We start from the raw sequence: 20715 nt of genomic DNA, 5'->3' as shown, positions 1-20715 counted from the left end.
GGCGACGCCGCCGGACCTGACGACAAGGTCCGGCGGCGTCGTCGTGTTTCCGGGCGGTTCAGGACTTCGGGCGCTCGCCGGCGTGGTCCACGATCCCCGCCGCCAGCTGGACGGTCTCGGTGTACTCCTGCCGGGCCTGGGCGCTCGTGGGCGACACGAGCACCCGCGGAGGCGTCCGCCCGGCACCGGGCGGCGCCTCGTTCGGATCCGCCGTCCAGACGAGCCGCTCGCCCCGGTACTCGTACGTGCGCGGGTCCAGGAGAATCTGCTCGCTCTGGAAGTCCCGTGGATAGGCCTCGGCCACCGCGAGGACGCGCCGACCCGCCAGGTCGGCCACGTCGCGCCGGACGACGACGTGCGGAAGCGTCGCCAGCACCCGGTAGAACGCCGCCTGCAACCTCGGCGGTAGCGCCACGTCGCGCAACAGCTTGTCGGCCATCGAGAAGACGCACCCGGTGGGGTCCGCCGTGGACGGAGTGTGCGGGCAGAGCTTCTTCACGAGCTTGCCGGGATCGGTGGGCAGGACGGCGAGGCGGGCGTAGTCCTCGATCGGTGTCGTCTCGTCCGCGTCGTGATCGAGGTTCGCGACGTGCAGCCGGTGGCGGTCATCGTCGACCATGTTGTCGCCCCGGTACGCCTCGCGGGCGCCGTCGAACCGAGTCCAGACCTCCGTGACCATCGCCCTGCCGCCACCCGCGATCCGCACGCTGCCCTCCGCGCCGCGGTCCACACTGGAGTAGCTCATCTTCTTCACGTAGGCCCACTGGTCGGGACGCGGACGTACCGCGGCCCGTGTCTCGACGGCGTCCGCGGCGAGAGACAGCACCTGGGCGGCGTTGACGGGTGTCCCGGCCGTGGCCGATCCCGGCCGTGGCACGGCACCGGCCCCGTCGTGCGTGACGGCCTGCCGGACGACGGCGGCCGCGACGACCGCGACGACCAGACCGGCCGCGACGCCCGCCAGGCCCCACGGCCGCCGGATGGCGGGCACCGCCCGGCGCCGGGAGCCCGGATCGGCGGCGGCGATCAGCGCGGCGCGGGCCTTCTCCCGTGCCGGTTCCGGATACGAGGGCACGTCGGGACGTGCCGTACGCAGCAGTTCGAGTTCGTCCATGTCCCGCCCCTTCATGCCGGTGACCTCTCGCCGATGGTCAGCGGATCGGCGCCGCCCAGTGCCTTGCGCGCCTTCCGCCGGGCACGGTGCAACCGTGAGCGCACCGTGCCGACCGGCACGTCCAGCGCCTCGGCCGCCTCCTCGTACGTCAGGTCCGCCCAGGCGATCAGCAACAGCAGGTCGCGTTCGCCGGCGGACAGCCGGCCGAGCATCCCGGCCAGCCGCCCGCCGAGCCGCTGGGCGCTCACCCGCCCGGCCGCCAGTTCCTCGAACGGCTCGGCCGCGGTCGTGGTGTCGAGACGGCCGAGCGCCCGCCGGCGCCGTGCCTCGGCGCGGCGATGCTCGCCGATGGTCCTCGTCGCGATGCCGTACAGCCACGGCCGCGCGTCGTCGCGTTCCCCGGAGAACCGGTCGCGTTTGCGGAACGCCGTGAGGAACGTCTCCGCCGTCGCGTCCTCGGCGACGTCCGGGCCCACCCGGCGCGCCAGATAGCGGAAGATCTCCGCGGAGTGCCGGTCGAACAGCGCGGCGAAGCACTCGGGTTCGCCGAGCGACCGTTCGATGAGCACGCGGTCGGAGAGGGGCTCGGTCACGGCATCACCCGGCGGCAGGCTGGGCGTGGCGGGCAGGGGGACGAACGTCCATGGGGTTCCTCTCGGCGCGGGGCGCGGTCACTCCTACTCGGCCGATCTCCCACGGACGGTTCCCGGATCCGGTGGACTGTTTCCGCGGCCGTCGCCCGGACACGCGTCGGGGCCGGGCGGTGGAGGTGCTCCGCCGCCCGGCCCCGCCGGTCGAATCCTCCGGCTACTGGTCGGCGGCCAGGACGATCGTCCAGGTGACCGCCCGGCTGGCCGCGTCCGTCGTCGCGGTCAGGCCGCCGTACGTGCCGGTCGGCACCGTCCCGCCGCTGTCGGCGGCCAGGGACGTGACCCGGCCGCTGCCGCTGCCGAGCGAGGTGCCCCGGCTCGTCACACCGCTCGGGGCCGTCCAGGCCGTCGTCGTCGACGACTTGTCCGACCACAGCGTCACCGCCCAGCTTCCCGCCGCCGACACGGTCGCGTTCGGCGAGGTGTGCGACGTCGTGCTCGCCGGGTCGGCGGTGTTGGTGGCGGCCGCGACCGGCGCCGTCGGGTTCGTGCCCCGGTAGGCGAGGACGCGCAGGTTGGCCTTCGCGTAGTCGCTCAGGCCGACCGACACCGTCTGCCCGGCGTCGCTCGCCGTGGCGACCTTCTGCCAGACCGTCGAGACGGCCGTGCCGACCGTTTGGGATCCGACCTGCTGCCAGCCGGACGGCGGCGTGACGGTCTTGGTCGTGTCGTTGTCGGTGAAGGCGAGCAGCAGCCCGTCTCCGGCCCGCACCGACGACGGGATCGTCACCGTCGCGTTCGTCGTGTTGGCGTTGTAGACGTCGGTGCCGACGTAGTCGATGTTCGCCGCGTTCGTCTGCACCTGCTGCGACGCCGCGTCCGTGCCGCCGCGGTCGTCGGTGACGGTCAGCTTGACCGTGTAGTCGCCGGCCGCGGCGTACGTGTGCTGCGGCGTCGCGCCCGTGCCGGTGGAGCCGTCACCGAAGTCCCAGGAGTACGACGCGATGGAACCGTCCGGGTCGGACGATCCCGAACCGTCGAAGGAGCAGGCGAGGTGGTCGCAGTTGGACGTGAACGTCGCGGACGGCAGGCTGTTGGGCTTGCCCGCGTACAGGAACACGCCCTGTCCGCGCCAGTCGCCGCCGTCCACGACCGTGGGAGTGCCGGAGGGCACGCCGCCGGTGAAGTCCAGGCTCCGCAGCTTCCCGTCCGTGGTGCTGACGTAGTAGAGCCTGCCGCCCGCGGTGAACATGCCGCCGACCGTGCTCCAGTCGACGCCGGTCAGGTTGCCGGTGGCGGTGGACTCCAGTGCCGCGACGACGCCGCTCTCGGGGTTGAAGCCGCGGTAGTACAGCGCCGAGGTGCCCTTGGTGTAGTAGATCCGGCCGTTCGCGTAGAACATGCCCTTGATCGACTGAACCTCGGTGTGCCAGTCGCTCTCGCTGACCAGCGCGTCCGCGCCGTCGACGGTGCTCGCCGAGCCGAACGTCTTCCCGTCGAAGCTCCGCCGCGACAGGCTCCCGTCCGAGGCTCCGGTGTAGAGATCGTCGTTGATCATGAACGCGCCGCGCACCGTCCGCCAGTCGATCCCGCCGGTGTCATCGCTGGTGACCGACCCGGCGGTGGTGCCGTCGAAGGAGCGATGCGACAGGCTGTTCACCGTGGCCGTGCCGCCGGTGTAGACGTCGCCCGGCAGCGTGCCGGTGTTCTGCGTGGGCAGCGTCTTTCCGCCCGCCGTGGGGAACAGGGCGAGCTTCTGGTGGGTCTCGCCGCCGGTCTCGTCGGTGTCGCTGGCCATCCACAGGCCCTGCTGCGTGGCCAGCAGGTCGAAGACGCCCACGCCGCGGGTACGCCCGGGGTTCCACTGGAACGGCATGCCGTTCGCCGGGTCGAGCGCGGCGATGCCGGACCGCTCGACGGCGCCCCGGCCCGCCGCGTCCGAGCCGTACGGGTTGTTCGACCAGCGGAAGTGCCCACCCACGTAGACCGCCGAGCCGGTGATCTCCACGGCGTACGTCGTGTCGCCGCCGGTGTAGGTCACCCAGGTCGGCTGGAGGTTCGAGCCGGTGGCCGAGGTCTCCCAGCGCGCCTGGCTGTCGCACATCTTGGTCGTGCCGCCGGCGGCGCCGGTGGTGGAGACGACGAAGAACCTGCCGTCCGGTGAGATGTCGACGTCGCGCATGTACGAGTCGAACGAGGCGGAGCAGGCGGCGGCGTATCGGCTGGTCTGCCAGTCGGCGAGCGTCGCGGAGGTCCCGCTCAGGTCGAGCATGACGATCTGTGGCCGGGACTGGCCGCCGACGGAGGTGAAGTTACCGACCGCGATGAGCTTCGAGCCGTCCGGTGTGACGTCCATCTTGTAGACGAGCGTGGTGCCGCCGTTCTGGGTGCCGCTGAACGACAGGCTCTGGAAGGCGTCCCGGCGCCCCGTGTCCGGGTTGAGCGCGGCCAGGGCGTTCTGGGAGGCCCCGTCGACCAGGTCGAAGTTGCCGCCGACCCACAGCCGTCCGCCGGCCAGCCGCAGGTCCTTGACCCGGGCGTCCAGGTTGGGCGTGAAGCCGGGCACGGGCTGGCCGGTGTCGACGTCGAGCCGCGCCAGGACCTTCTGCGCGACGCCGTCGATGTGGGTGAACATCCCGCCGAGGTAGATGGACTTGCCGTCGGCGGCGGGCAGCAGGACGGTCACCTCGCCGTCCGCGGACGGTTTGAAGCTGTCGTCGATCTTGCCGGTCGTCGCGTCGAAGGCGAGCACCCGGTCGCGGGTGATCACCGTGTCCGAGCCGGCCTCCTTGACCTGGGTGAAGTTGCCGCCGATGAAGATCCGGCTGCCGATCTGCACGACGGACTGGACGTCGCCGTCGACGAGGTTGGGTGTGAAGTTCGCCGGGTCGGCACTGACGATGCCGGTCTGCGGGCCGGTCTGCGGCGTGTCCGCCCGTGCGGGCGGGCCGGCCGTCGTCGTGACGAGACCGGCCGCCAGCAACAGAGCGGCCCCACTTGCGATGAAGGTGCGAAGGCGCACGCGTTCTCCCCTTCCGCGCGCCCTCACCCGGCCCAGCGGGGGACGGCCGCCTGAGGGAGCTGATTCACGTGTGCGAGCAATGTAACCGTCACCAGGGACACCGTCTGGTGTCAGATATCCGTTTCATACCTTCTGCTCCACGCGTTGAGGGGGGCTGGTTATAGTGCGCAGCCATGGATAGACGTATGCCCGGCGTCGCCGGGCGCGCCTTTCTGGCCCTCACGACCGCGGTGTCACTGGCGGCCTGCGGCGTCATCGGAGGCAACGGCGGCGGCGACGAACCCGAGCTCGCGCCGCGGAGCGGCGACCCGTCCACCTCTCCCGCGAAGTGCACGGTCTCGGCCAAGCTCGTCCCCTCCTGCGGCGCGTGGTGGGGCGTCACCCCGGTCATCGGGTCGCGTCAGGACCCGGTCACCGCGGTGACCTCCTACGAACGCCAGATCGGCCGGTCCGTGGACATCTACCACGGCTACCACTCCTACGCCGACCTGTTCCCGTCCGCCCGCGAGATCGCGCTGACCCGCCAGTCGGGCAAACACCGCATGCTGGTCCTCAACTGGAAGCCCGACAGCGGGAAGACGTGGAAGCAGGTGGCCGCCGGGGCCGCGGACGCCCAGATCGCCCGCGAGGCGGCGTATCTCAAGGCGCACTTCACCAAGAAGTTCTGGCTCGTCATCCACCACGAGCCGGAGGAAGAGGTCAAGACCGCGCCGAACTCCGGCTACACCGCCGCCGACTACCGGGCGATGTTCCGGCACGTCGTCACACGGTTCCGCGCCGCCGGTGCGAAGAACATCCTCTTCACGATGGTCTACATGGGCTACACCGGCTACATGGCCAAGCCGTGGTTCGGCGACCTGTACCCGGGCGACAAGTACGTCGACTGGATCGGCTACGACCCGTTCGCCAAGTCCAACATCAAGGACTACGCGAACCTCGTCAACAAGGTCGCTCCCGCGCAACAGGACCTCGGCTTCCCCGGCTTCTACGACTACTCCGCCAAGCACTTCCCCGACAAGCCGCTCATGCTGTCGGAATGGGCCGTGCTGGAGGTGCCGGGCGACCCGGGCCGCAAGCCGGCGTTCTTCAAGGGCGTCGGGAAGCAGTTCGCCAAGTACCCGCGCATCAAGGCGCTGTCGTACTTCAACACGACCCACGCGGTGAACATGCCGGACGGCGGGAACACCAGCATCGACGCGACCTCGCAGGCCCTGAAGGCGTTCCGCGCGCTCGGCAAACGGCCCGAGTTCAACGTTGAGCGCTGAGCACCACGCTCTCCGGGTTAGTCTCGGACTTTCCGCAGGGGATACGAGAACAGGGCGTTCAGGGTGGGCACAACGAGGGTCGTCCCGGCACGAGTGATGGCGCGGCCGGCCACGTGGCGTCCGTCCGCCGGCTGGCCGCTCGCCGTGATCTTCCTGGGTTTCCCGGTCTGGTGGCTGCTCGGCCTGGGCATGCTGATCTTCCTGATCATGAGCGTGCCGATGGCCGTGTACCTCTACAAACGGCGGTCGCGGCTGCTCGTCCCCCGCGGCTTCGGCGCCTGGGCGCTGTTCCTGTGCTGGGTGGTCCTCGGCGTCGGCGTGCTGTGGGCGAACGCGCCCGGCGCGGTGCCCGGGGGGAGCATGGGCCGGCTGCTGGCGTTCGCCTGGCGCATCGCCTGGTACGCCGCCTCGACGGTCGTGTGCCTCTACATCGCCAACCTGAGCGACGAGGAACTGCCCGCCGACCGGGTCGGGCGGCTGCTCGGGTGGATGTTCATCGTGACGACCGGAGGCGGCCTGCTCGGCACGTTCGCCCCGCACCTGCAGCTGACCTCGCCGCTCGAGATGGTGCTGCACACCCACAACACCTTCCTGCTCGACGCCATCCATCCCAAGACCGCCGACGTGGCGACGATCCTCGGGTACGAACAGGCGCGGCCGATGGCGCCGTTCGCCTACGCCAACACCTGGGGCGCCGCGTACGCCTTCTTCCTGCCGTTCTTCGTCATCACCTGGATCTGGCGGGCCGGCCGGTGGCGGCGCGTCACCGGCGTCGTCATCCTGCTGGCGTCCCTGTGGCCCGTCGTCTACTCCCTCGACCGCGGCCTGTGGATCGCGCTCGGCGTGATCGTCTGCTTCGCCGGTCTCAAGGGGGTGGCCCGCGGCGGGCGGCGCGCGCTGCGACTCGCGGTCGCGGGCATGGTCGTCGGCGGCCTCGTCTTCGCGGTCTCACCGCTGCCGGACATGATCCAGGCGCGGATCCAGAACCCGCACAGCAACAACCGCCGTACCCTCCTGGCCGAGCAGAGCGTGCGCAGCGCGCTCACCGGCTCGCCGATCGTCGGCTTCGGCACGACACGTCAGGTCCAGGGCAACCTCAGCTCCCTCACCGGCGGCGACCGGCCGGGCTGCAAGGCGTGCGGCGCGCCGCCGCTCGGCACGCAGGGCCACATCTGGCTGCTGCTGTTCGCCAACGGCCTCATCGGCACGATCGCGTTCCTCGCCTTCTTCCTCATCCGGTTCGCCCGGCACTGGCGGGAGCGCTCGGCGTACGGCGTGGCCGGCTGCTGCGTGCTGCTGGCGTTCGGACTGTTCCTCTTCATCTACGACCTGGTGGAGGTTCCCCTGTACACGGTGATGATCGCGGTGGCGCTGATGTGGCGCGCCCGGCGCGAGGCCGACGCCCTGGCGGGTGGCGCGTGAGCAGGGAGGGCGCATGAGTTCGGGCGCGGCGTGGGCCGACGCGGTGGCGCGGCTGTGGCCGGACGCCGAGGTCGGCACCGGCTCCGGCACGGGCGCGGTCCGCGAGTTCGCCTTCCTGCCGAACGCCGAGCGGCCGCGGCTGCTGCTGCCCGCCGGCGTCCCCGCGGCCGCCGCCGGCGCGCTGCGCCGCTACAGCCACGACCTGGGCGCGCGGCAGCGTGTCACCCGCGTGCTCACCACCGCCGCCGTACGCGCCGGGCTCGCCGACCGGGCGCTGCGCGACCGGCTGCTCGTCACCGGCGCCGGCGAGTCCGTCGAGGACCGCCTCGGCGCGCTCCTCGGCCGGCCGGTCGTGGTCAGCGTCGGCCTGGGCTCCGAGCGGGCCAACCGCAAGCCGATCCTGCACGCCCTCACCCCGCGCGGTGAGCCGTTGGCGTTCGTGAAGGTCGGCGACTCCCCCATGGCACGTGAGCTGATCGCCGGCGAGGCGGCGGCGCTCGGCCGGCTCGCCGAGCGCTCCTTCCACGGGCTGCGCGTGCCCCAGGTGCTCCACCACGGCGAGTGGCGCGGTCTCGACCTGCTCGTGCTGTCGCCCCTGCCGACGGGCCCGCTGTCGTTCCGCTCGCGCCGCGACGTCCCGGTCGCGGCGATGCGGGAGCTGATCGGCGAGACGCGGCGCGTCCCGCTGGCCGAGAGCGGCTTCTGGTCCCGCTTCGGCGACGTGACGCTCGAGGATCCCGACCAGGGCAAGCGGCTGGCCGACGCCGTGGGACGCATCGGCGAGACGTACGGCGGCGACGAGGTGGAGTTCGGCGCCTGGCACGGCGACTGGACGCCCTGGAACATGGCCTGGCACCGCGGCGCCGTCCAGCTGTGGGACTGGGAGCGGTACGACCCGGAGGTGCCGGCCGGCCTCGACCTGCTGCACTACCGCCTGCAGACCGGCGGGGGCTACGACACGTGGCCGGACCCGGCGATCCTCACTCCGCTCGGGCAGGCGGGCCGGACCTCCGCGATCACCACCGAGCTGTACGTTCTGGAGCTGACCCGCCGCTACCTGGTCGCCGCGCAGGGCGACCTCGGCACGCCGCTGCGTGCCCAGGCCATGGCCCTGCTCGACCTGCTGTACGCCAACGCCGGGAGGACGGCATGATCTCGCGACGCGACGCCCCGCAGTGGATGAAGGAGAGCGGCCGCGCGGTCAGCCGTACGGCCGGGCGGCTCAGCGCCGGGCTGCGCGCGCTGCCGGACTTCCTGCTGGTCGGCACGCAGCGCGGCGGCACGACGTCGCTGTTCCGCGCCCTCGCGCCGCACCCGGGCGTCACCCCGCCCAACTTCCACAAGGGCGTGCACTACTTCGACGTGAACTACCAGCGCGGGATCGACTGGTACCGCGGGCACTTCCCGCTGCGCCGCGGATCCCGGCTCGCGTTCGAGTCGGCCGGCTACTACATGCACCACCCGCTGGCTCCCGAGCGCATCGCCGCCGACCTGCCCGGCGTGAAGCTGCTCGTCCTGCTCCGCGACCCGGTCGAGCGCGCCTACTCCGCGCACAAGCACGAGCTGGCCCGCGGTTTCGAGACCGAGACCTCGTTCGAGCGCGCCCTCGAACTGGAGCCGGCGCGCCTCGCCGGCGAGGCCGACCGGATCAGGAACGAGCCCGGCTACCTCAGCCACAGCCACCGGCACCACTCCTATCTCGACCGGGGCCACTACGCCGACCAGATCGAGGTGCTGTTCAAGCTGTTCGGCCGCGAGCGGGTGCACGTGGCGTTCGCCGAGGACTTCTTCGCCACGCCGGAGCCCTGCTACGACGCGATCGTGGACTTCCTGGGGTTGGAGCGGTGGCGGCCGGCCGACTTCGAACGCCACAACGCGCGCCCGAGCCTGCCGCTGTCCCCCGGCCTGCAGACACGTTTGGCCGAGCACTTCGCGCCGTACGACGAGCGTCTCGCGACCCTTCTCGGAGAGGTGCCGCCGTGGCGTCGCTGACGCCCCTGTCCGAGACACCGCTCGTCACCCCGGCCGACGAGCCGGTGCAGATCGACGCCGTACGCCTGGGCCGCTACTTCGGTTTCGTCCGCCGCCAGTGGCCGGTGCTGCTGCTGGCCGTCGTGCTCGGTGCGCTGTGCGGCATGGTGGGCTCGGCGACCGCCCAGCACACCTACACCTCGACGGTGAGCGTGCTGGTGCCGCCCGTGGCCATCGAGTCCGGCCTTCCGCCGCTGTCACAGGGTCCGTACGCCACGATCGACCAGAAGCCGGTCCTGGACACCATGGACACCAACGCGCAGCTGGTGCGGTCCGGCTCGGTGCTGGAGCAGCTGAAGCGCGTCCCGGGCTTCCACATCCCCGCCGACCGGATCGGCGAGCGGGTGACGGTGACCGCGTCGGCGTACTCCCGCGTCCTGGTCATCAGCGTGCGGGCGAACCGGCCCGGCAACGCCCGGCAGGGCGCCCGCGCGGTCGCGCGCGCCTTCATCAAGCTGCGCGACCGCGTCATCGGGCAGTACCAGACGCACGACCGCCAGACGATCAACCGGCGGATCGCCGTCCTGGAGGCCCAGCTGAAGGCGCTGCCCGGAGACGCCGCGGACACGACCCGGCTCACGGCCCGCACCCGCCGCCAGGCGGTCCAGCTCCAGATCATGAACGCGAAGAAACAGCTGCGGTACGGCGACCAGTTCGCCGAGACGGTGAGCGCCGCCACCAAGCCCACGACCTCCGACGACCCCGGCTCCGACGTCAACCGCACGTCCGGGGTGGGCGTGGGACTGCTCGCCGGGTTCGCCGTCGGCCTGGTGCGCGACCGCCGGCCGCGGCGGCTGCGCTACGCACGCGACGTACGGCGGCGGATCCCGGTGCCGATCCTCACCGACACGGGCCGGGAGGACCTGGCCGACTCCGGACGGCGGCTGCGCAACCTGGCGTTCGCCGAGGACGCGCGCACCGTCCTGGTCACCGGGATGCCGGGCGAGACCGCGGACCCGGTGGCGGTCAGCGTGGCCGCGGCGTTCGCGCACAGCGGCGCGCCCACCAGCCTCCTGCGCGTCATGGACGACCAGCCGTCGGTCTACCAGGACGGCGCGCGCGATCCGGCCGCACGCGACGACGGCCTCGGGTCCTTCCGCGTGGTGACGCTGGCGATCAACGACGGCGACCGCGGCCTGGCCGCGGCGGTCGACCGCGCCCACCGCGACGCGGGGGTGGTCGTCATCTCCGGCCCGGGCGTCGACACCGCCGAGGCGGTCACCCTGGCCGCCGTCTCCGACATCACGCTGGTGACCGTCGCGCTCAAGCGGATCACCGACCGGCCGCTCACCGCGGCCCTCTCCCATCTCGACAAGGCCGGCGCCTCACCGCGCGGGATCGTGATCACTCATCCGAAGGACGCTCCTTGACACCCGAGTTCCCGCCCGTCTCCGTCATCATCGCCACGCACGACCGCCCGGAGCTGCTCGCCCGCGCCGTCGCGGCGGTACGCGACCAGGACTATCCGGGCACGGTGCAGTGCGTCATCGTCTTCGACCAGGCCGAACCGGACTCCGCGCTGGCCGATGACGACCCGCGGCGCCCGGTCACCGTCATCGCCAACGACCGCACCCCCGGTCTGGCGGGCGCCCGCAACGCCGGCGCCGCGACGGCCTCGGGCGACCTGCTGGCCTTCTGCGACGACGATGACGCGTGGCTGCCGGAGAAGCTGCGGCTCCAGGCCGAACGCCTGGCCGCGACCGGCGCCGACGTGGTGGTGTCGGGCATCCACGTCAGCTACGGCGACAAGGTGATCACGCGGGTGCCGCGCCCGGAGGACGTCACGCACGCCGAGCTGCTGCGCCGCCGCGTGATGGAGGCGCACCCGTCCACGGTCGTGGTCCGGCGTACGGCGTTCCTCGGCAAGATCGGCCCGGTGGACGAGGAGATCCCCGGCAGCTACGGCGAGGACTACGACTGGATGCTGCGGGCCGCGGCGGCCGGCCCGATCGCGGTCGTGGCCGAGCCGCTCGTCACCGTGCTGTGGGGGCGCACGTCGCACTTCAACCGCAAGTGGCGCACGATCAGCGACGCCCTCCAGTACCTGCTGCGCAAGCACCCGGGCTTCGCCGACGACCCGCGCGGCCTCGCCCGCGTCCAGGGCCAGATCGCGTTCGCGCACGCCGCGCTCGGCGAGCGCGGCGAGGCCCGATCGTGGGCGCTGCGCGCGCTGCGGGGCTCCTGGCGTGAGCGCCGGGCCTACCTGGCCCTGCTGGTCTCGCTGCGCGTGCTCAGCGCCGACCGCGTGCTGCGGCTGGCGCACGCGACCGGACGCGGCATCTGAGGGGTCAACGGCGGCGGGCGAGCAGGTCGGCGACGAGGCCGCCGAAGCGCGCGACCGACTCGGCGACGTCACCGCTGTCGGCGGCCACCGAGAAGTCGTCCGGCGCGGCGAGAGCGTGGTCCACGAGCCCGCGGAAGGCGTCCTCGTCGGCGGCCGTGCTGATGAGGCCCTTGGCCGCCATCCGCGCGCAGAAGCGCTGCTGGTGGTCGTCGACGTGCTCGCCCAGGGACGGGTCGCGGGGGACGACGACCGGGCGGCGCCCGTGCCGGCGGCTCTCGGTGATGGTGGTCGGCCCGCCGTGGCAGACGACCACGGCCGCCTCGTCCAGCAGGGAGGTGAGCGCGGCGTGATCGAGGTAGGCGACGCCCTCGGCGCGCAGCGGAGGGGCCGAGGTGCCGTGCTGCACCACGCACGGCACTCCCTCGGGCAGCCATGCGTCGACCCAGCGGATGAGCCGGTCGAAGGGGTGGTGGTCGGTGCCGACGGAGACGAAGACCAGTGAACTCACAGCAGGCTCCCGATGACCTGCGCACGGGGGTAGAACCGGGTCTGTTCCTCCCATTGCACGCAGAACAGGTCGGTGATGGGACGGCAGAGCCTACCCGTGAGCGTCGGCGAGTCGAGCCGGTCGTACACCTCGATGTAGACCGTCGGCACGCGCATCGCCTTGGCCACCAGGAAGAACGGGAACGCGACGGCCGCGCCGGTGGAGACCACGACCTGCGGGCGCTCACGGCGCATGACGCGGACGGCGAGGGCGAAGTTGCGCACCAGGTTGCGGACGTTGCGGGTCGTCGGATGGAACGCCCACACGGCACGCTCGCCGTCGAGCTGGGAACGCGCGTCCTCGGTGCCGAACGTGACCCAAGTGCGCTCCCGCTCGTGCCACCATGGCCTCAGCGCCAGCAACTGAGCGAGGTGACCACCACTGGAGGCCACCAAGAGAGCGTGTTCCCGATCTCCCGACATGCGGATCAATGTAAACGGAACTCCAAGGACAGACGACCAATTTGGGAACGGAAGATAGTGTCATGCCGAGCGCATGACCCTGGCCGGGGTGTAGATCGAGGGAGACCAGCGCATGGCGGCTGATCAGGACGCACAAGGGCGATTGACGGGGGTGGCACGACGCCATCTCAAACTCATCGGCGCGCTCGCCGCGGTCGCCACCGTGCTCGGCCTGGCGGCGGGGCTGCTGCTTCCCTCGAGCGCCAAGGCGACGGCGACGGTGCTCATCAGCCCGCTCGACGGCAACCCCTACTCCCCCAACGGCCGGGGCGACGACCTGACCAACCTCGAGTCGGAGGCCGAGCTCGTCCGCGCCGACGCGGTCCAGCAGGTGGTGCGCCAGAAGCTGCGCAGCGCCGACCGGTCGCGGGTCAGCGTCACCGTGCCGCCCAACACCCAGGTCCTGCTCATCACCTACACCGGTTCGAGCGCCACCGCCGCCCGTGACGGCGCGCAGGCGTTCGCGAACGGCTACCTGACCTACCGCTCGCAGCGGGCCCAGAGCGTGCTGACCGACCGCTCCAACAAGCTGCGCGAGCAGGAGAAGAAGGTCCAGCAGGAGCTGACCAACACCACCAAGCGGCTGGCCACGGCGCCCGCCTCCCAGAAGAGCTTCCTGCGGCAGCGGATCACGGCGTACAACAACCAGATCGGCGTGATCGACGAGCAGAACAACGACATCGCCGCGACGCCCGTCAACGCGGGATCGGTCATCACCCCGGCGCAGCCGCCGAGCGGGTCGCTCACCGCGCGCGCCGCGACGTTCGGCGGCGTGGGCCTGCTGGTCGGCCTGTTCGCGGGCCTGCTCATCGCGCTCGCCCTCGAACGCTCCGACCGCCGGCTGCGCGACGTCCGCACCGTCGAGCGGCTCGGTGTCCCGGTGCTCAGCACGGTGTCCTCGGCCGGCGGCCTGGTCCTGGTGACCGCGCCGAAGAGCCGGGCCGGCGAGGCGTACCGCCGCCTGCGCGCCGCGGTCGTCGCGTCCGTGCAGGAGCGCCCGGTCACCCTGCTGGTGACCAACGCCACCCCGGCCGCGTCGGCGACGCTGGCCAGTTCGAACCTCGCCGTCGCGCTCGCCCACGCCGGCTCGGCGACGATCATGGTGGACGCCAGCTTCTCCGAGACGAGCCCCTCGGCGCTGTTCGGGCTCGGCCAGTCCAAGGGCCTGTCCGACGTGCTGATGCGCGGCACCGATCCGACGCAGCTCCTCGTGCACGCCGACTCGCAGCTGCGGCTGCTGCCGCGCGGGCCGGGCGCGGGCGCCGCCGCCGAACGGTTCAGCGGCCCGCGCATGCGCGAGACCGTGCGCCTCCTGCGCGACAAGGCCGAGTACATCCTGATCAACGCCCCGAGCGTGCACGACGCCAACGCCCAGGCGCTGTGCACGCTGGCCGACGCCGTGCTCATCGTCGTCACGCTCGGCCAGACGACGCGCGCCGACATCGAGCAGGCCTACCTCGAGGCCGAGCGCGCGGGCGCCATCGTGATCGGCACCGTGGTCGAGGACAGCCGCGGGCGCCGCGTCGCCTCGCGCGACGCCGGGCCCCGCGGCGGCTCCCATCGCGGCGACGCCGGCCCCGGCGGCCAGCCTGGCGGCCAGCCTGACTACGCCCCCGGCACGGGGATGGCGCGGCCCCCGCACCCGCCCCAGGGCGCGCCGACGCCTCCGGCCGCTCCCGGCCGCCCCAGCACGACCGCGACCTCACCGGACTGGTCGCGCTTCGCCGGCCAGGACGACGTCCAGCGCCAGCAGCCGGGCGACGCCTCCGACTCGACGGAGACCGCCGTCCACAAGGCGATCGAAGCGTGAGTTCCGAACCTCATCTGTCCCGGCTGGCCCGGGGCGGCGCGCTCAACCTGGCCGGTGCGGCCACGGCCGGGCTCATGGGCTTCGCACTGGTGTTCGCGGTCGCCCACGCGTACCCGCAGGGCGTCGCGGGCGCGTTCTTCGCGGCCACGTCGCTGTTCGTCATCCTGAACGCCGTCGCCGGCCTCGGCAGCGACGCGGGCCTGCTGCGCTGGCTGCCGCGTCACCTCGCGCTCGGCGACCACGGCGCGGCCCGCCGTACGGTCCCGGTGGCGCTCGTGCCCGTGGTCGCGGTGGCCTGCGTCGCCGCGCTCGTGCTGTTCGCGGCCGCTCCCGCGCTGTCGGACAGCCTCGGCGGCGGGCAGGTCGCGCCCATGCTGCGGGTGCTCGCGGTGTTCCTGCCGGTCGCCGCCGCGCACGACGCCGTGCTCGCCGCGACGCGAGGGCACTCCACCATGCGGCCCACGGTGGCGATCGAGAAGATCTTCCGGCAGGTGACGCAGGTCGCCGGGGTCCTCCTCGTCGCCGTCTTCACCGCGAACCCGGTCGCCCTGGCGTTCGCCTGGGCCCTGCCGTACCTCGTGGGCCTGGTCGTCGCCGTCGCGTGGTACCGGCGCATCGTGGCGCGCCTGGACGACGGGCCGGCCGACACGCGGGCCCTCGCCGGGGAGTTCTGGCGCTACACCGCGCCGCGCTCGGTCGCGCAGATCTGCCAGACCGCGCTGCAGCGCGCCGACATCGTGCTCATCGCCGCGCTGGCCTCGCCACGCGACGCCGCGATCTACACCGCGGCCACCCGCTTCATGGTCATCGGCCAGCTCGGCACGCAGGCGGTCCAGCAGGCCATGCAGCCCGCGGTCAGCCGGCTCATCGCGCTGGAGGACCGCGAGGGCACCGCGCGGGTGTTCGCGGGCTGCACCACGTGGACGGTCGCGCTCACCTGGCCGGTGCACCTGTCCGTCGCGGTCGCCGCCCCCGTCTACCTGTCCGCGTTCGGGCACGGGTACGGCACCGGCCAGTACGCCACCGTCATCCTCGCCCTGGCGATGCTGCTGGCCACCGGCACCGGTCCGGTCGACGTGATGCTGCTGATGGGCGGCCGCAGCGGGCTGAGCCTGGCCAACAACACCGCCGCGCTCGTGGTCGACCTCGCGCTGAACGCCGTGCTCATCCCCTGGCTGGGCATCACCGGCGCCGCGCTCGCCTGGGCGGCCGCGCTGGCCACCCGCAACGTCCTTCCGCTCGCGCAGGTTCGGCGGATCTTCGGCATGACGCCGGCCGGCGCCGGTCTTGGCCTGGCGGCGGCGTCGGCGCTGGCCTGTTTCGGCCTGCTTCCGCTGGTGGCCCGGCTGGCGTTCGGCACGACCGCCACGCTGGCCGGTCTGGTGCTCGGCGCGGGCTGCTACGCCGGGCTAATGTGGGCCGGTCGCGCCCGCCTCGCACTTACCGCGTTCGCCGCCCTGTTGCCCGGACGCAGAGCCACCGGAGGAATGGTCAACAATGCTTGATGAGGTACGCCGCAATCTGAACCCGCAGAAGTTGCGGAGCGGTGGCCGGCGGGCGAAGCAGGCGCTGCGCAAGGCGGGAATGGCCTCCGCCGGTCCGGTGTACGGGCGGCTGGCCGACGCCGGCCGCTCGGTGCCGATCCCCCCGAAGGCCCGTGTCGTGGTGTCCACGCTCGTGCTCCGCCGTCCCGGCCACGTCACCGTGCCGATCGACCGGCTGCTGGTCGGCGCGCAGGCCGGCTGGACCGCGCGCGAGTTCGCCGAACGCACCGACGACCTGCTGTGGCCCTCGACCCGTCTCGTCGACGGGCCGCACGTCGACCTGCTGCGGCTCACCGACCCGACCGACGAGGAGATCCTGGCCTCCCCGTACGGCCGCCTGGCGCGCCGTTGCATCGACGCGGGCGGCCGCTACTTCGGCGCCACGGACGACGCCGGTATCGTCGCCGGCGCGCGGAGCTTCCTGTCCGGCGAGGAGGGCGAGCGCCGCCCGGAGCAGAGCGGGCGGCTCGACCCCGTCCTCGTCGCGCCGGTCCGCGGCAGCGACTACTACCAGGTGCTCGACGGCCACCACCGCCTCGCCCGCGCCGCGGCACGGGGCGAGACGACCGCGCGCGTCGTGACCAAGTGGCTGCCGGTCACCACGCCGCTGCAGGACCTGCTGCTGCGCATGAGCTGGCTCGACGGCACCAAGGAGCTGTACCAGCCGATCGACGCACCGGAGCTGGCCAAGAGCTGGACCACCGTGCGCCGCTGCACCGACCGGCTGGAGAAGATGGTCAAGCTGCTCGCCGAACGCGGCGTCACCGGCTCCTACCTCGACGTCGCGAGCTGCTACGGCTGGTTCGTGGCGGAGATGGGCAAGGCGGGCTTCGACGCGCAGGGCGTCGAGCGCGACCCGCTGGCCGTGCCGCTGGGCAAGGCGATGTACGGCCTGCGCGAGGGGCAGATCGGCACCGGCGACGCCGTCGAGCTGCTCGCCTACAGCGACCGCGTGTACGACGTGGTGTCCTGCTTCAGCCTGCTGCACCACTTCGTCCTGGGTCGCGGCTCGGTGGGCCCGGAGGCGCTCGTGAAGCTGCTCGACCGGGCCACCGGCAAGGTGCTGTTCCTCGACACCGGCCAGGAGAACGAGGCGTGGTTCCGCACCTCCCTCGAAGGCTGGAACGCCGAGTCGATCGCGGACTTCCTGCGGCGGCACACGACGTTCGACGAGATCATCGACCTCGGTCCGGACGATGACGCCCACCCGCCGTACGCCGACAACTACGGACGGCATCTCTTCGCCTGCGTCCGTACATGAGAGCGGTCGCCCTGATGCTGGCCGGCAGCATCGTCACGGGCACACCGGCGCCGGGTCACCGGGTCATGCTCGGCGCCGTCGGGCAGACCCGGCAGGAGGTCCAGCAGCGCGAGAGCGAGACCGGCCACCGGCTGGAGGGCGTCCGGGTCTTCCGCCGCTGGGACGAACCGCTCTTCGACGCACACCAGCAGTGGGCCAGGCACACCGGCCACACCGTGTTCGTGTCGATCAAAGCGCGGCGCAAGAACGGCGCGAAGCTCTCCTGGCGCGACATCGCGGCGGCGCGGCCCGGCGGCCCGCTGTGGGCCGACATGCAGCGGCAGGCGAAGGAGATCAAGAGGTTCCGCGCGCTCGTCTACGTGGTGTTCAACCACGAGCCCGACGCCCGTACGTCGGCGCCGATGGGCGGGCCGGCCGACTTCGTCGCCGCGTGGCGCAACCTCGTCACCACCTACCGGGCGGCCGGTGTGCGCAACGCGCGCTACGTCTGGACGATGACCGGCTGGGCGTTCTCCCACAACGCCGGCCACGGGCTGACGGACGCCGACCTGTACTACCCCGGTGACGCGTACGTCGACGACATCGCCGGCGACAGCTACAACTGGAACACCTGCCACTCCGGCTCCGGCCGCTGGGAGAGCCCGGCCGAGCTGGTGGACCCCGAGCGCCGGTTCGGCCTGCGGCACCCGGCCAAGGGCCTGATGCTGCTGGAGTTCGGCTCGGTGGAGGACCCGGCGCGCCCCGGCCGCAAGGCCCAGTGGCTGCGCGACATGGGGCAGCTGCTGACCAGTCCGGCGTACCGGCAGTTCCGCGCCGCCCTGTACTGGGACGACCAGCACACCGGCCAGCGGGTGAACGCGGCGTGCGACTTCGACTACCGCACCTCGCCGGACTCCCTGAACGCCTGGCGGGCGCTGGCGGCGGTCCCGGCGCTGGCCGCCCGGTCGTCGTGCGAGCTCGGCGACTGCGCGGCGGCGAAGAAGAAGCGGCGGCACCCGTCCCGCCCGCTGATCATCGCCGGCGGGGCACCGGTGGCCCTGATCGTGGCCGGTCTGGTCGCTCTCGGGATCCATCGGAGGCGACGCGCCGTAGCCCGGCGGCCGACCGGCGCATAACCCGGCGGGCCCGCGACGTAAGTCGGTAGGCTCGCCTATTCAAGAGAATGACGAGGAGCTGACCCCCCATGGACCTGCGCGCACGCCGCGCCCTGTTGCCGGCCCTCCTTGCGGCCGCGTTGCTGATGATGCTCGGCTGGCACGCCGTACCCGCGCGGGCGGACACCATCGACCCCGAGCTCGTCGCCGAGTCCGTCTCCGAGGACGGCTACTACGTCGACTCCAGCGCGTCCTACCTCAAGTCCGACGCCGACCTCGACAAGCTGCGCGCCGCCATCGAGGGCGCGGGCCGCGCGGGGGTCGTCGTGCTGCCGGCCGGCGCCTCCACGGCGGCGGTGGTCAGCCGGCTGAGGCAGGAGCCGAACCGCACCTACGTCATTCTCACCGGCACCCGCCTGCAGGCCTTCTCCAACAGCCTGCCGAGCGCCAAGGTCAACGGACTGCTCTCCCGGGCCAGGAAGGCGGGCAACCCCAAGTCCGAGGTGCTGACCTTCCTCGACCTGATGAGCGGCAAGCACCCGGCCGTCACCCCGCGGAAGAAGGCCGCCGAGCAGCCCAGCGCGGCCGCGTCGGCCGGCGGCGCGACCGACCAGCCCAGCACCACGCCGGTCGCCGCGTCCAAGAAGGACTCCGGCGGCAACGGCGTGCTGTACGGCATCGTCGGCGTCGTCGTCGTGCTCGTCCTGGCCATCGGCGGCTTCTTCCTCTGGCGCCGCAAGCAGGGTTCCTCCGGCGGTCCGGGTCCGGACGCGCCCGCCGCGATCTGACCATTCCGGCCACTCCGGGCCGCGGGCCGATTATCGGCTCGCGGCCCGTCGCGTGTCATGGCATGATGCGACAGGTCAGCACTCGCTGAGGAGAGGAGGTGGCCCCGATGCTCACCGTTCGTGACATCCGGGTGTTCCTCCTCGTCGCCTCCATCCGCTGACGACCGCCGGGGAGACGCCCTCCGATCTGGAGGACTCATGTCCGTCACTCATTTCCGCGTCGACGTCTCCGAGGACGTGCTCGCGGACCTGCGCGACCGCATCCGCCGCACGCGCTTCACCCCCGCCTCCAGCCCCGAACCGTGGGCCGCGGGCACCGACCCGGCCTACCTGCGGTCGCTGCTGACCTACTGGGCCGACGGCTTCGACTGGCGTACGGCCGAGGACGAGCTCAACCGCCTGCCCCACCGCCTGGCCGACATCGGCGGGCAGCGCATCCACTTCGTGCACGTACGCGCGGTGGGTGGGCGGCCCGCGCTGCCCCTCATCCTGACGCACGGTTGGCCGAGCAGCTTCGTGGAGATGCTGCCGCTCGTGCCGCTGCTGACCGATCCGGCACGCTTCGGCGGCGACCCCGCCGACGCGTTCGACGTGGTCATCCCGTCGCTGCCCGGATTCCTGTTCTCCGACCTGCCTCCGGGCCGGCCCATGACCGAGCGAAGCGAGGGAATCAAAGGCACAGCCGCGGTGGTCACCCCTTCCGACGTAGGAGGGCCCATGACCGAGCGAAGCGAGGGAATCAAAGGCACTGCCGCTGTGGTCACCCCTTCCGACGTAGGAGGGCCCATGACGCGGCAGAGCACCGCGGAGACGTGGCACGCGCTGATGACCGAGGAGCTCGGGTACGCCCGGTACGGTGCCTTCGGCGGCGACATCGGCGCGGGGGTGACGACCTGGCTCGGCGCCCTGTACCCCGAGAGCGTGGCCGGCATCCACCTCATCCATCCGGGCATGCCGGCGGAGCCGGGCGACCTCACCGACGCCGAACGCGCGTGGCTGGCGGCGGTCGAAACCTTCGACGAGAAGGACGGGGGCTACAGCGAGATCATGCTCACCCGCCCGGACACCATCGCCGCCGCGCTGCAGGACTCCCCCGCCGGGCTGGCCGCCTGGATCGTGGACAAGTACCGCGCCTGGAGCGACTGTGGCGGTGACCTGGAGAGCCGGTTCGACCGCGACGACATGCTGACGGTCCTCACGCTCTACTGGGCGACCGGCACGATCGGTTCGTCGTTCCGCCAGTACTACGACTGGCCGCTGAGTCCGCCCCGCCCCGTCGTCCCGGTGCCCGCGGGGGTCACGCTGAGCGCCGAGCCGGTGCTGCGTGACATGCCACGCTCCCTCGCCGAACGCGGCTTCACCGACCTGCGGCAGTGGCGCGGCCCGACGGTGGGCGGCCATTTCATGCCGATGGAGGAGCCCGCGCTCCTCGCCGGGGACCTGCGCGCCCTCTTCCGCCCGCTGCGCTGATCGCCGCGGCCG

17 protein-coding genes are annotated in these 20715 nt (G+C 72.4%); 12 read left to right on the top strand and 5 right to left on the bottom strand.

Annotation, left to right across the window (positions count from 1 at the left end; all coding sequences use genetic code 11):
• Nucleotides 1-58: 58 nt before the first annotated feature.
• The 3 genes from ACQEV1_RS12085 to ACQEV1_RS12075 form a co-directional block, all read right to left on the bottom strand.
• Nucleotides 59-1114, bottom strand: a complete 1056-nt coding sequence (locus tag ACQEV1_RS12085) for a CU044_5270 family protein (protein WP_433393742.1) — start codon at nt 1112-1114, stop codon at nt 59-61.
• A gap of 11 nt (nt 1115-1125) precedes the next feature.
• Nucleotides 1126-1707 (bottom strand): RNA polymerase sigma factor, encoded by a 582-nt coding sequence (locus ACQEV1_RS12080; RefSeq protein WP_285618719.1) that lies wholly within the window; start codon nt 1705-1707, stop codon nt 1126-1128.
• 214 nt (nt 1708-1921) lie between these two features.
• Nucleotides 1922-4726 (bottom strand): PKD domain-containing protein, encoded by a 2805-nt coding sequence (locus tag ACQEV1_RS12075; protein WP_433393740.1) that lies wholly within the window; start codon nt 4724-4726, stop codon nt 1922-1924.
• Nucleotides 4727-4899: 173 nt separating this feature from the next.
• Here ACQEV1_RS12075 and ACQEV1_RS12070 point away from each other — a divergent pair, with 173 nt between their 5' ends.
• From ACQEV1_RS12070 to ACQEV1_RS12045, 6 genes are all read left to right on the top strand, one after another.
• The gene (locus ACQEV1_RS12070) at nt 4900-5991 is read left to right on the top strand and encodes a glycosyl hydrolase (RefSeq protein ID WP_285618722.1); all 1092 of its coding nucleotides are present in this window, start codon (nt 4900-4902) and stop codon (nt 5989-5991) included.
• A gap of 63 nt (nt 5992-6054) precedes the next feature.
• Nucleotides 6055-7413, top strand: a complete 1359-nt coding sequence (locus ACQEV1_RS12065) for a hypothetical protein (protein ID WP_285618724.1) — start codon at nt 6055-6057, stop codon at nt 7411-7413.
• Between the two features lie 13 nt (nt 7414-7426).
• A complete protein-coding gene (locus ACQEV1_RS12060) occupies nt 7427-8566 on the top strand; it encodes a hypothetical protein (protein ID WP_433393738.1) in 1140 nt (379 codons plus the stop codon).
• Nucleotides 8563-9405, top strand: coding sequence for a sulfotransferase domain-containing protein (locus ACQEV1_RS12055; protein ID WP_433393736.1), 843 nt, complete (start codon nt 8563-8565; stop codon nt 9403-9405). The genes ACQEV1_RS12060 and ACQEV1_RS12055 overlap by 4 nt, the downstream gene beginning before the upstream one ends.
• Nucleotides 9393-10814 carry a Wzz/FepE/Etk N-terminal domain-containing protein gene (locus ACQEV1_RS12050; protein WP_285618730.1) on the top strand — a complete coding sequence of 474 codons (1422 nt, stop codon included), beginning with the start codon at nt 9393-9395 and terminating at the stop codon, nt 10812-10814. Before ACQEV1_RS12055 ends, ACQEV1_RS12050 begins: the two co-directional genes overlap by 13 nt.
• Nucleotides 10811-11728 carry a glycosyltransferase family 2 protein gene (locus tag ACQEV1_RS12045; RefSeq protein WP_285571199.1) on the top strand — a complete coding sequence of 306 codons (918 nt, stop codon included), beginning with the start codon at nt 10811-10813 and terminating at the stop codon, nt 11726-11728. Before ACQEV1_RS12050 ends, ACQEV1_RS12045 begins: the two co-directional genes overlap by 4 nt.
• A 4-nt stretch (nt 11729-11732) precedes the next feature.
• Here ACQEV1_RS12045 and ACQEV1_RS12040 read toward each other — a convergent pair whose 3' ends face one another.
• Both ACQEV1_RS12040 and pssD read right to left on the bottom strand, forming a co-directional pair.
• Nucleotides 11733-12236: a glycosyltransferase gene (locus ACQEV1_RS12040; protein WP_285571200.1), complete on the bottom strand. Its 504-nt coding sequence runs from the start codon at nt 12234-12236 to the stop codon at nt 11733-11735.
• Nucleotides 12233-12697, bottom strand: a complete 465-nt coding sequence (gene pssD / locus ACQEV1_RS12035) for a PssD/Cps14F family polysaccharide biosynthesis glycosyltransferase (protein WP_433393733.1) — start codon at nt 12695-12697, stop codon at nt 12233-12235. Before pssD ends, ACQEV1_RS12040 begins: the two co-directional genes overlap by 4 nt.
• Before the next feature lie 151 nt (nt 12698-12848).
• Here pssD and ACQEV1_RS12030 point away from each other — a divergent pair, with 151 nt between their 5' ends.
• The 6 genes from ACQEV1_RS12030 (at nt 12849) to ACQEV1_RS12005 (ending at nt 20703) form a co-directional block, all read left to right on the top strand.
• Entirely contained in the window at nt 12849-14546 is a 1698-nt protein-coding gene (locus ACQEV1_RS12030; RefSeq protein ID WP_285618734.1) for a tyrosine-protein kinase domain-containing protein, read from the top strand.
• Entirely contained in the window at nt 14543-16051 is a 1509-nt protein-coding gene (locus tag ACQEV1_RS12025) for an oligosaccharide flippase family protein (RefSeq protein ID WP_285618735.1), read from the top strand. The genes ACQEV1_RS12030 and ACQEV1_RS12025 overlap by 4 nt, the downstream gene beginning before the upstream one ends.
• Nucleotides 16044-17351: a ParB N-terminal domain-containing protein gene (locus tag ACQEV1_RS12020; RefSeq protein ID WP_433393730.1), complete on the top strand. Its 1308-nt coding sequence runs from the start codon at nt 16044-16046 to the stop codon at nt 17349-17351. The genes ACQEV1_RS12025 and ACQEV1_RS12020 overlap by 8 nt, the downstream gene beginning before the upstream one ends.
• Nucleotides 17348-18466 carry a hypothetical protein gene (locus ACQEV1_RS12015; RefSeq protein ID WP_433393728.1) on the top strand — a complete coding sequence of 373 codons (1119 nt, stop codon included), beginning with the start codon at nt 17348-17350 and terminating at the stop codon, nt 18464-18466. Before ACQEV1_RS12020 ends, ACQEV1_RS12015 begins: the two co-directional genes overlap by 4 nt.
• Nucleotides 18467-18534: 68 nt before the next feature.
• Complete coding sequence (locus ACQEV1_RS12010) at nt 18535-19233, top strand: hypothetical protein (protein WP_285571214.1); 699 nt, start codon at nt 18535-18537, stop codon at nt 19231-19233.
• A gap of 198 nt (nt 19234-19431) precedes the next feature.
• The gene (locus ACQEV1_RS12005; RefSeq protein WP_433393725.1) at nt 19432-20703 is read left to right on the top strand and encodes an epoxide hydrolase family protein; all 1272 of its coding nucleotides are present in this window, start codon (nt 19432-19434) and stop codon (nt 20701-20703) included.
• Nucleotides 20704-20715 lie beyond the last annotated feature (12 nt).

The sequence above is a fragment of the Actinoallomurus sp. CA-142502 genome (assembly GCF_050936355.1).
GTDB classification, from domain to species: Bacteria; Actinomycetota; Actinomycetes; order Streptosporangiales; family Streptosporangiaceae; genus Actinoallomurus; species Actinoallomurus iriomotensis.
This window is presented reverse-complemented; position numbering and strand designations above follow the sequence as displayed.

Coding starts and splice junctions, on each gene's coding strand:
- ACQEV1_RS12085 (WP_433393742.1), bottom strand. CDS start 1,114: ATGGACGAACTCGAACTGCTGCGTACGGCACGTCCCGACGTGCCCTCG.
- ACQEV1_RS12070 (WP_285618722.1), top strand. CDS start 4,900: ATGGATAGACGTATGCCCGGCGTCGCCGGGCGCGCCTTTCTGGCCCTC.
- ACQEV1_RS12060 (WP_433393738.1), top strand. CDS start 7,427: ATGAGTTCGGGCGCGGCGTGGGCCGACGCGGTGGCGCGGCTGTGGCCG.
- ACQEV1_RS12055 (WP_433393736.1), top strand. CDS start 8,563: ATGATCTCGCGACGCGACGCCCCGCAGTGGATGAAGGAGAGCGGCCGC.
- pssD (WP_433393733.1), bottom strand. CDS start 12,697: ATGTCGGGAGATCGGGAACACGCTCTCTTGGTGGCCTCCAGTGGTGGT.
- ACQEV1_RS12020 (WP_433393730.1), top strand. CDS start 16,044: ATGCTTGATGAGGTACGCCGCAATCTGAACCCGCAGAAGTTGCGGAGC.
- ACQEV1_RS12015 (WP_433393728.1), top strand. CDS start 17,348: ATGAGAGCGGTCGCCCTGATGCTGGCCGGCAGCATCGTCACGGGCACA.
- ACQEV1_RS12010 (WP_285571214.1), top strand. CDS start 18,535: ATGGACCTGCGCGCACGCCGCGCCCTGTTGCCGGCCCTCCTTGCGGCC.
- ACQEV1_RS12005 (WP_433393725.1), top strand. CDS start 19,432: ATGTCCGTCACTCATTTCCGCGTCGACGTCTCCGAGGACGTGCTCGCG.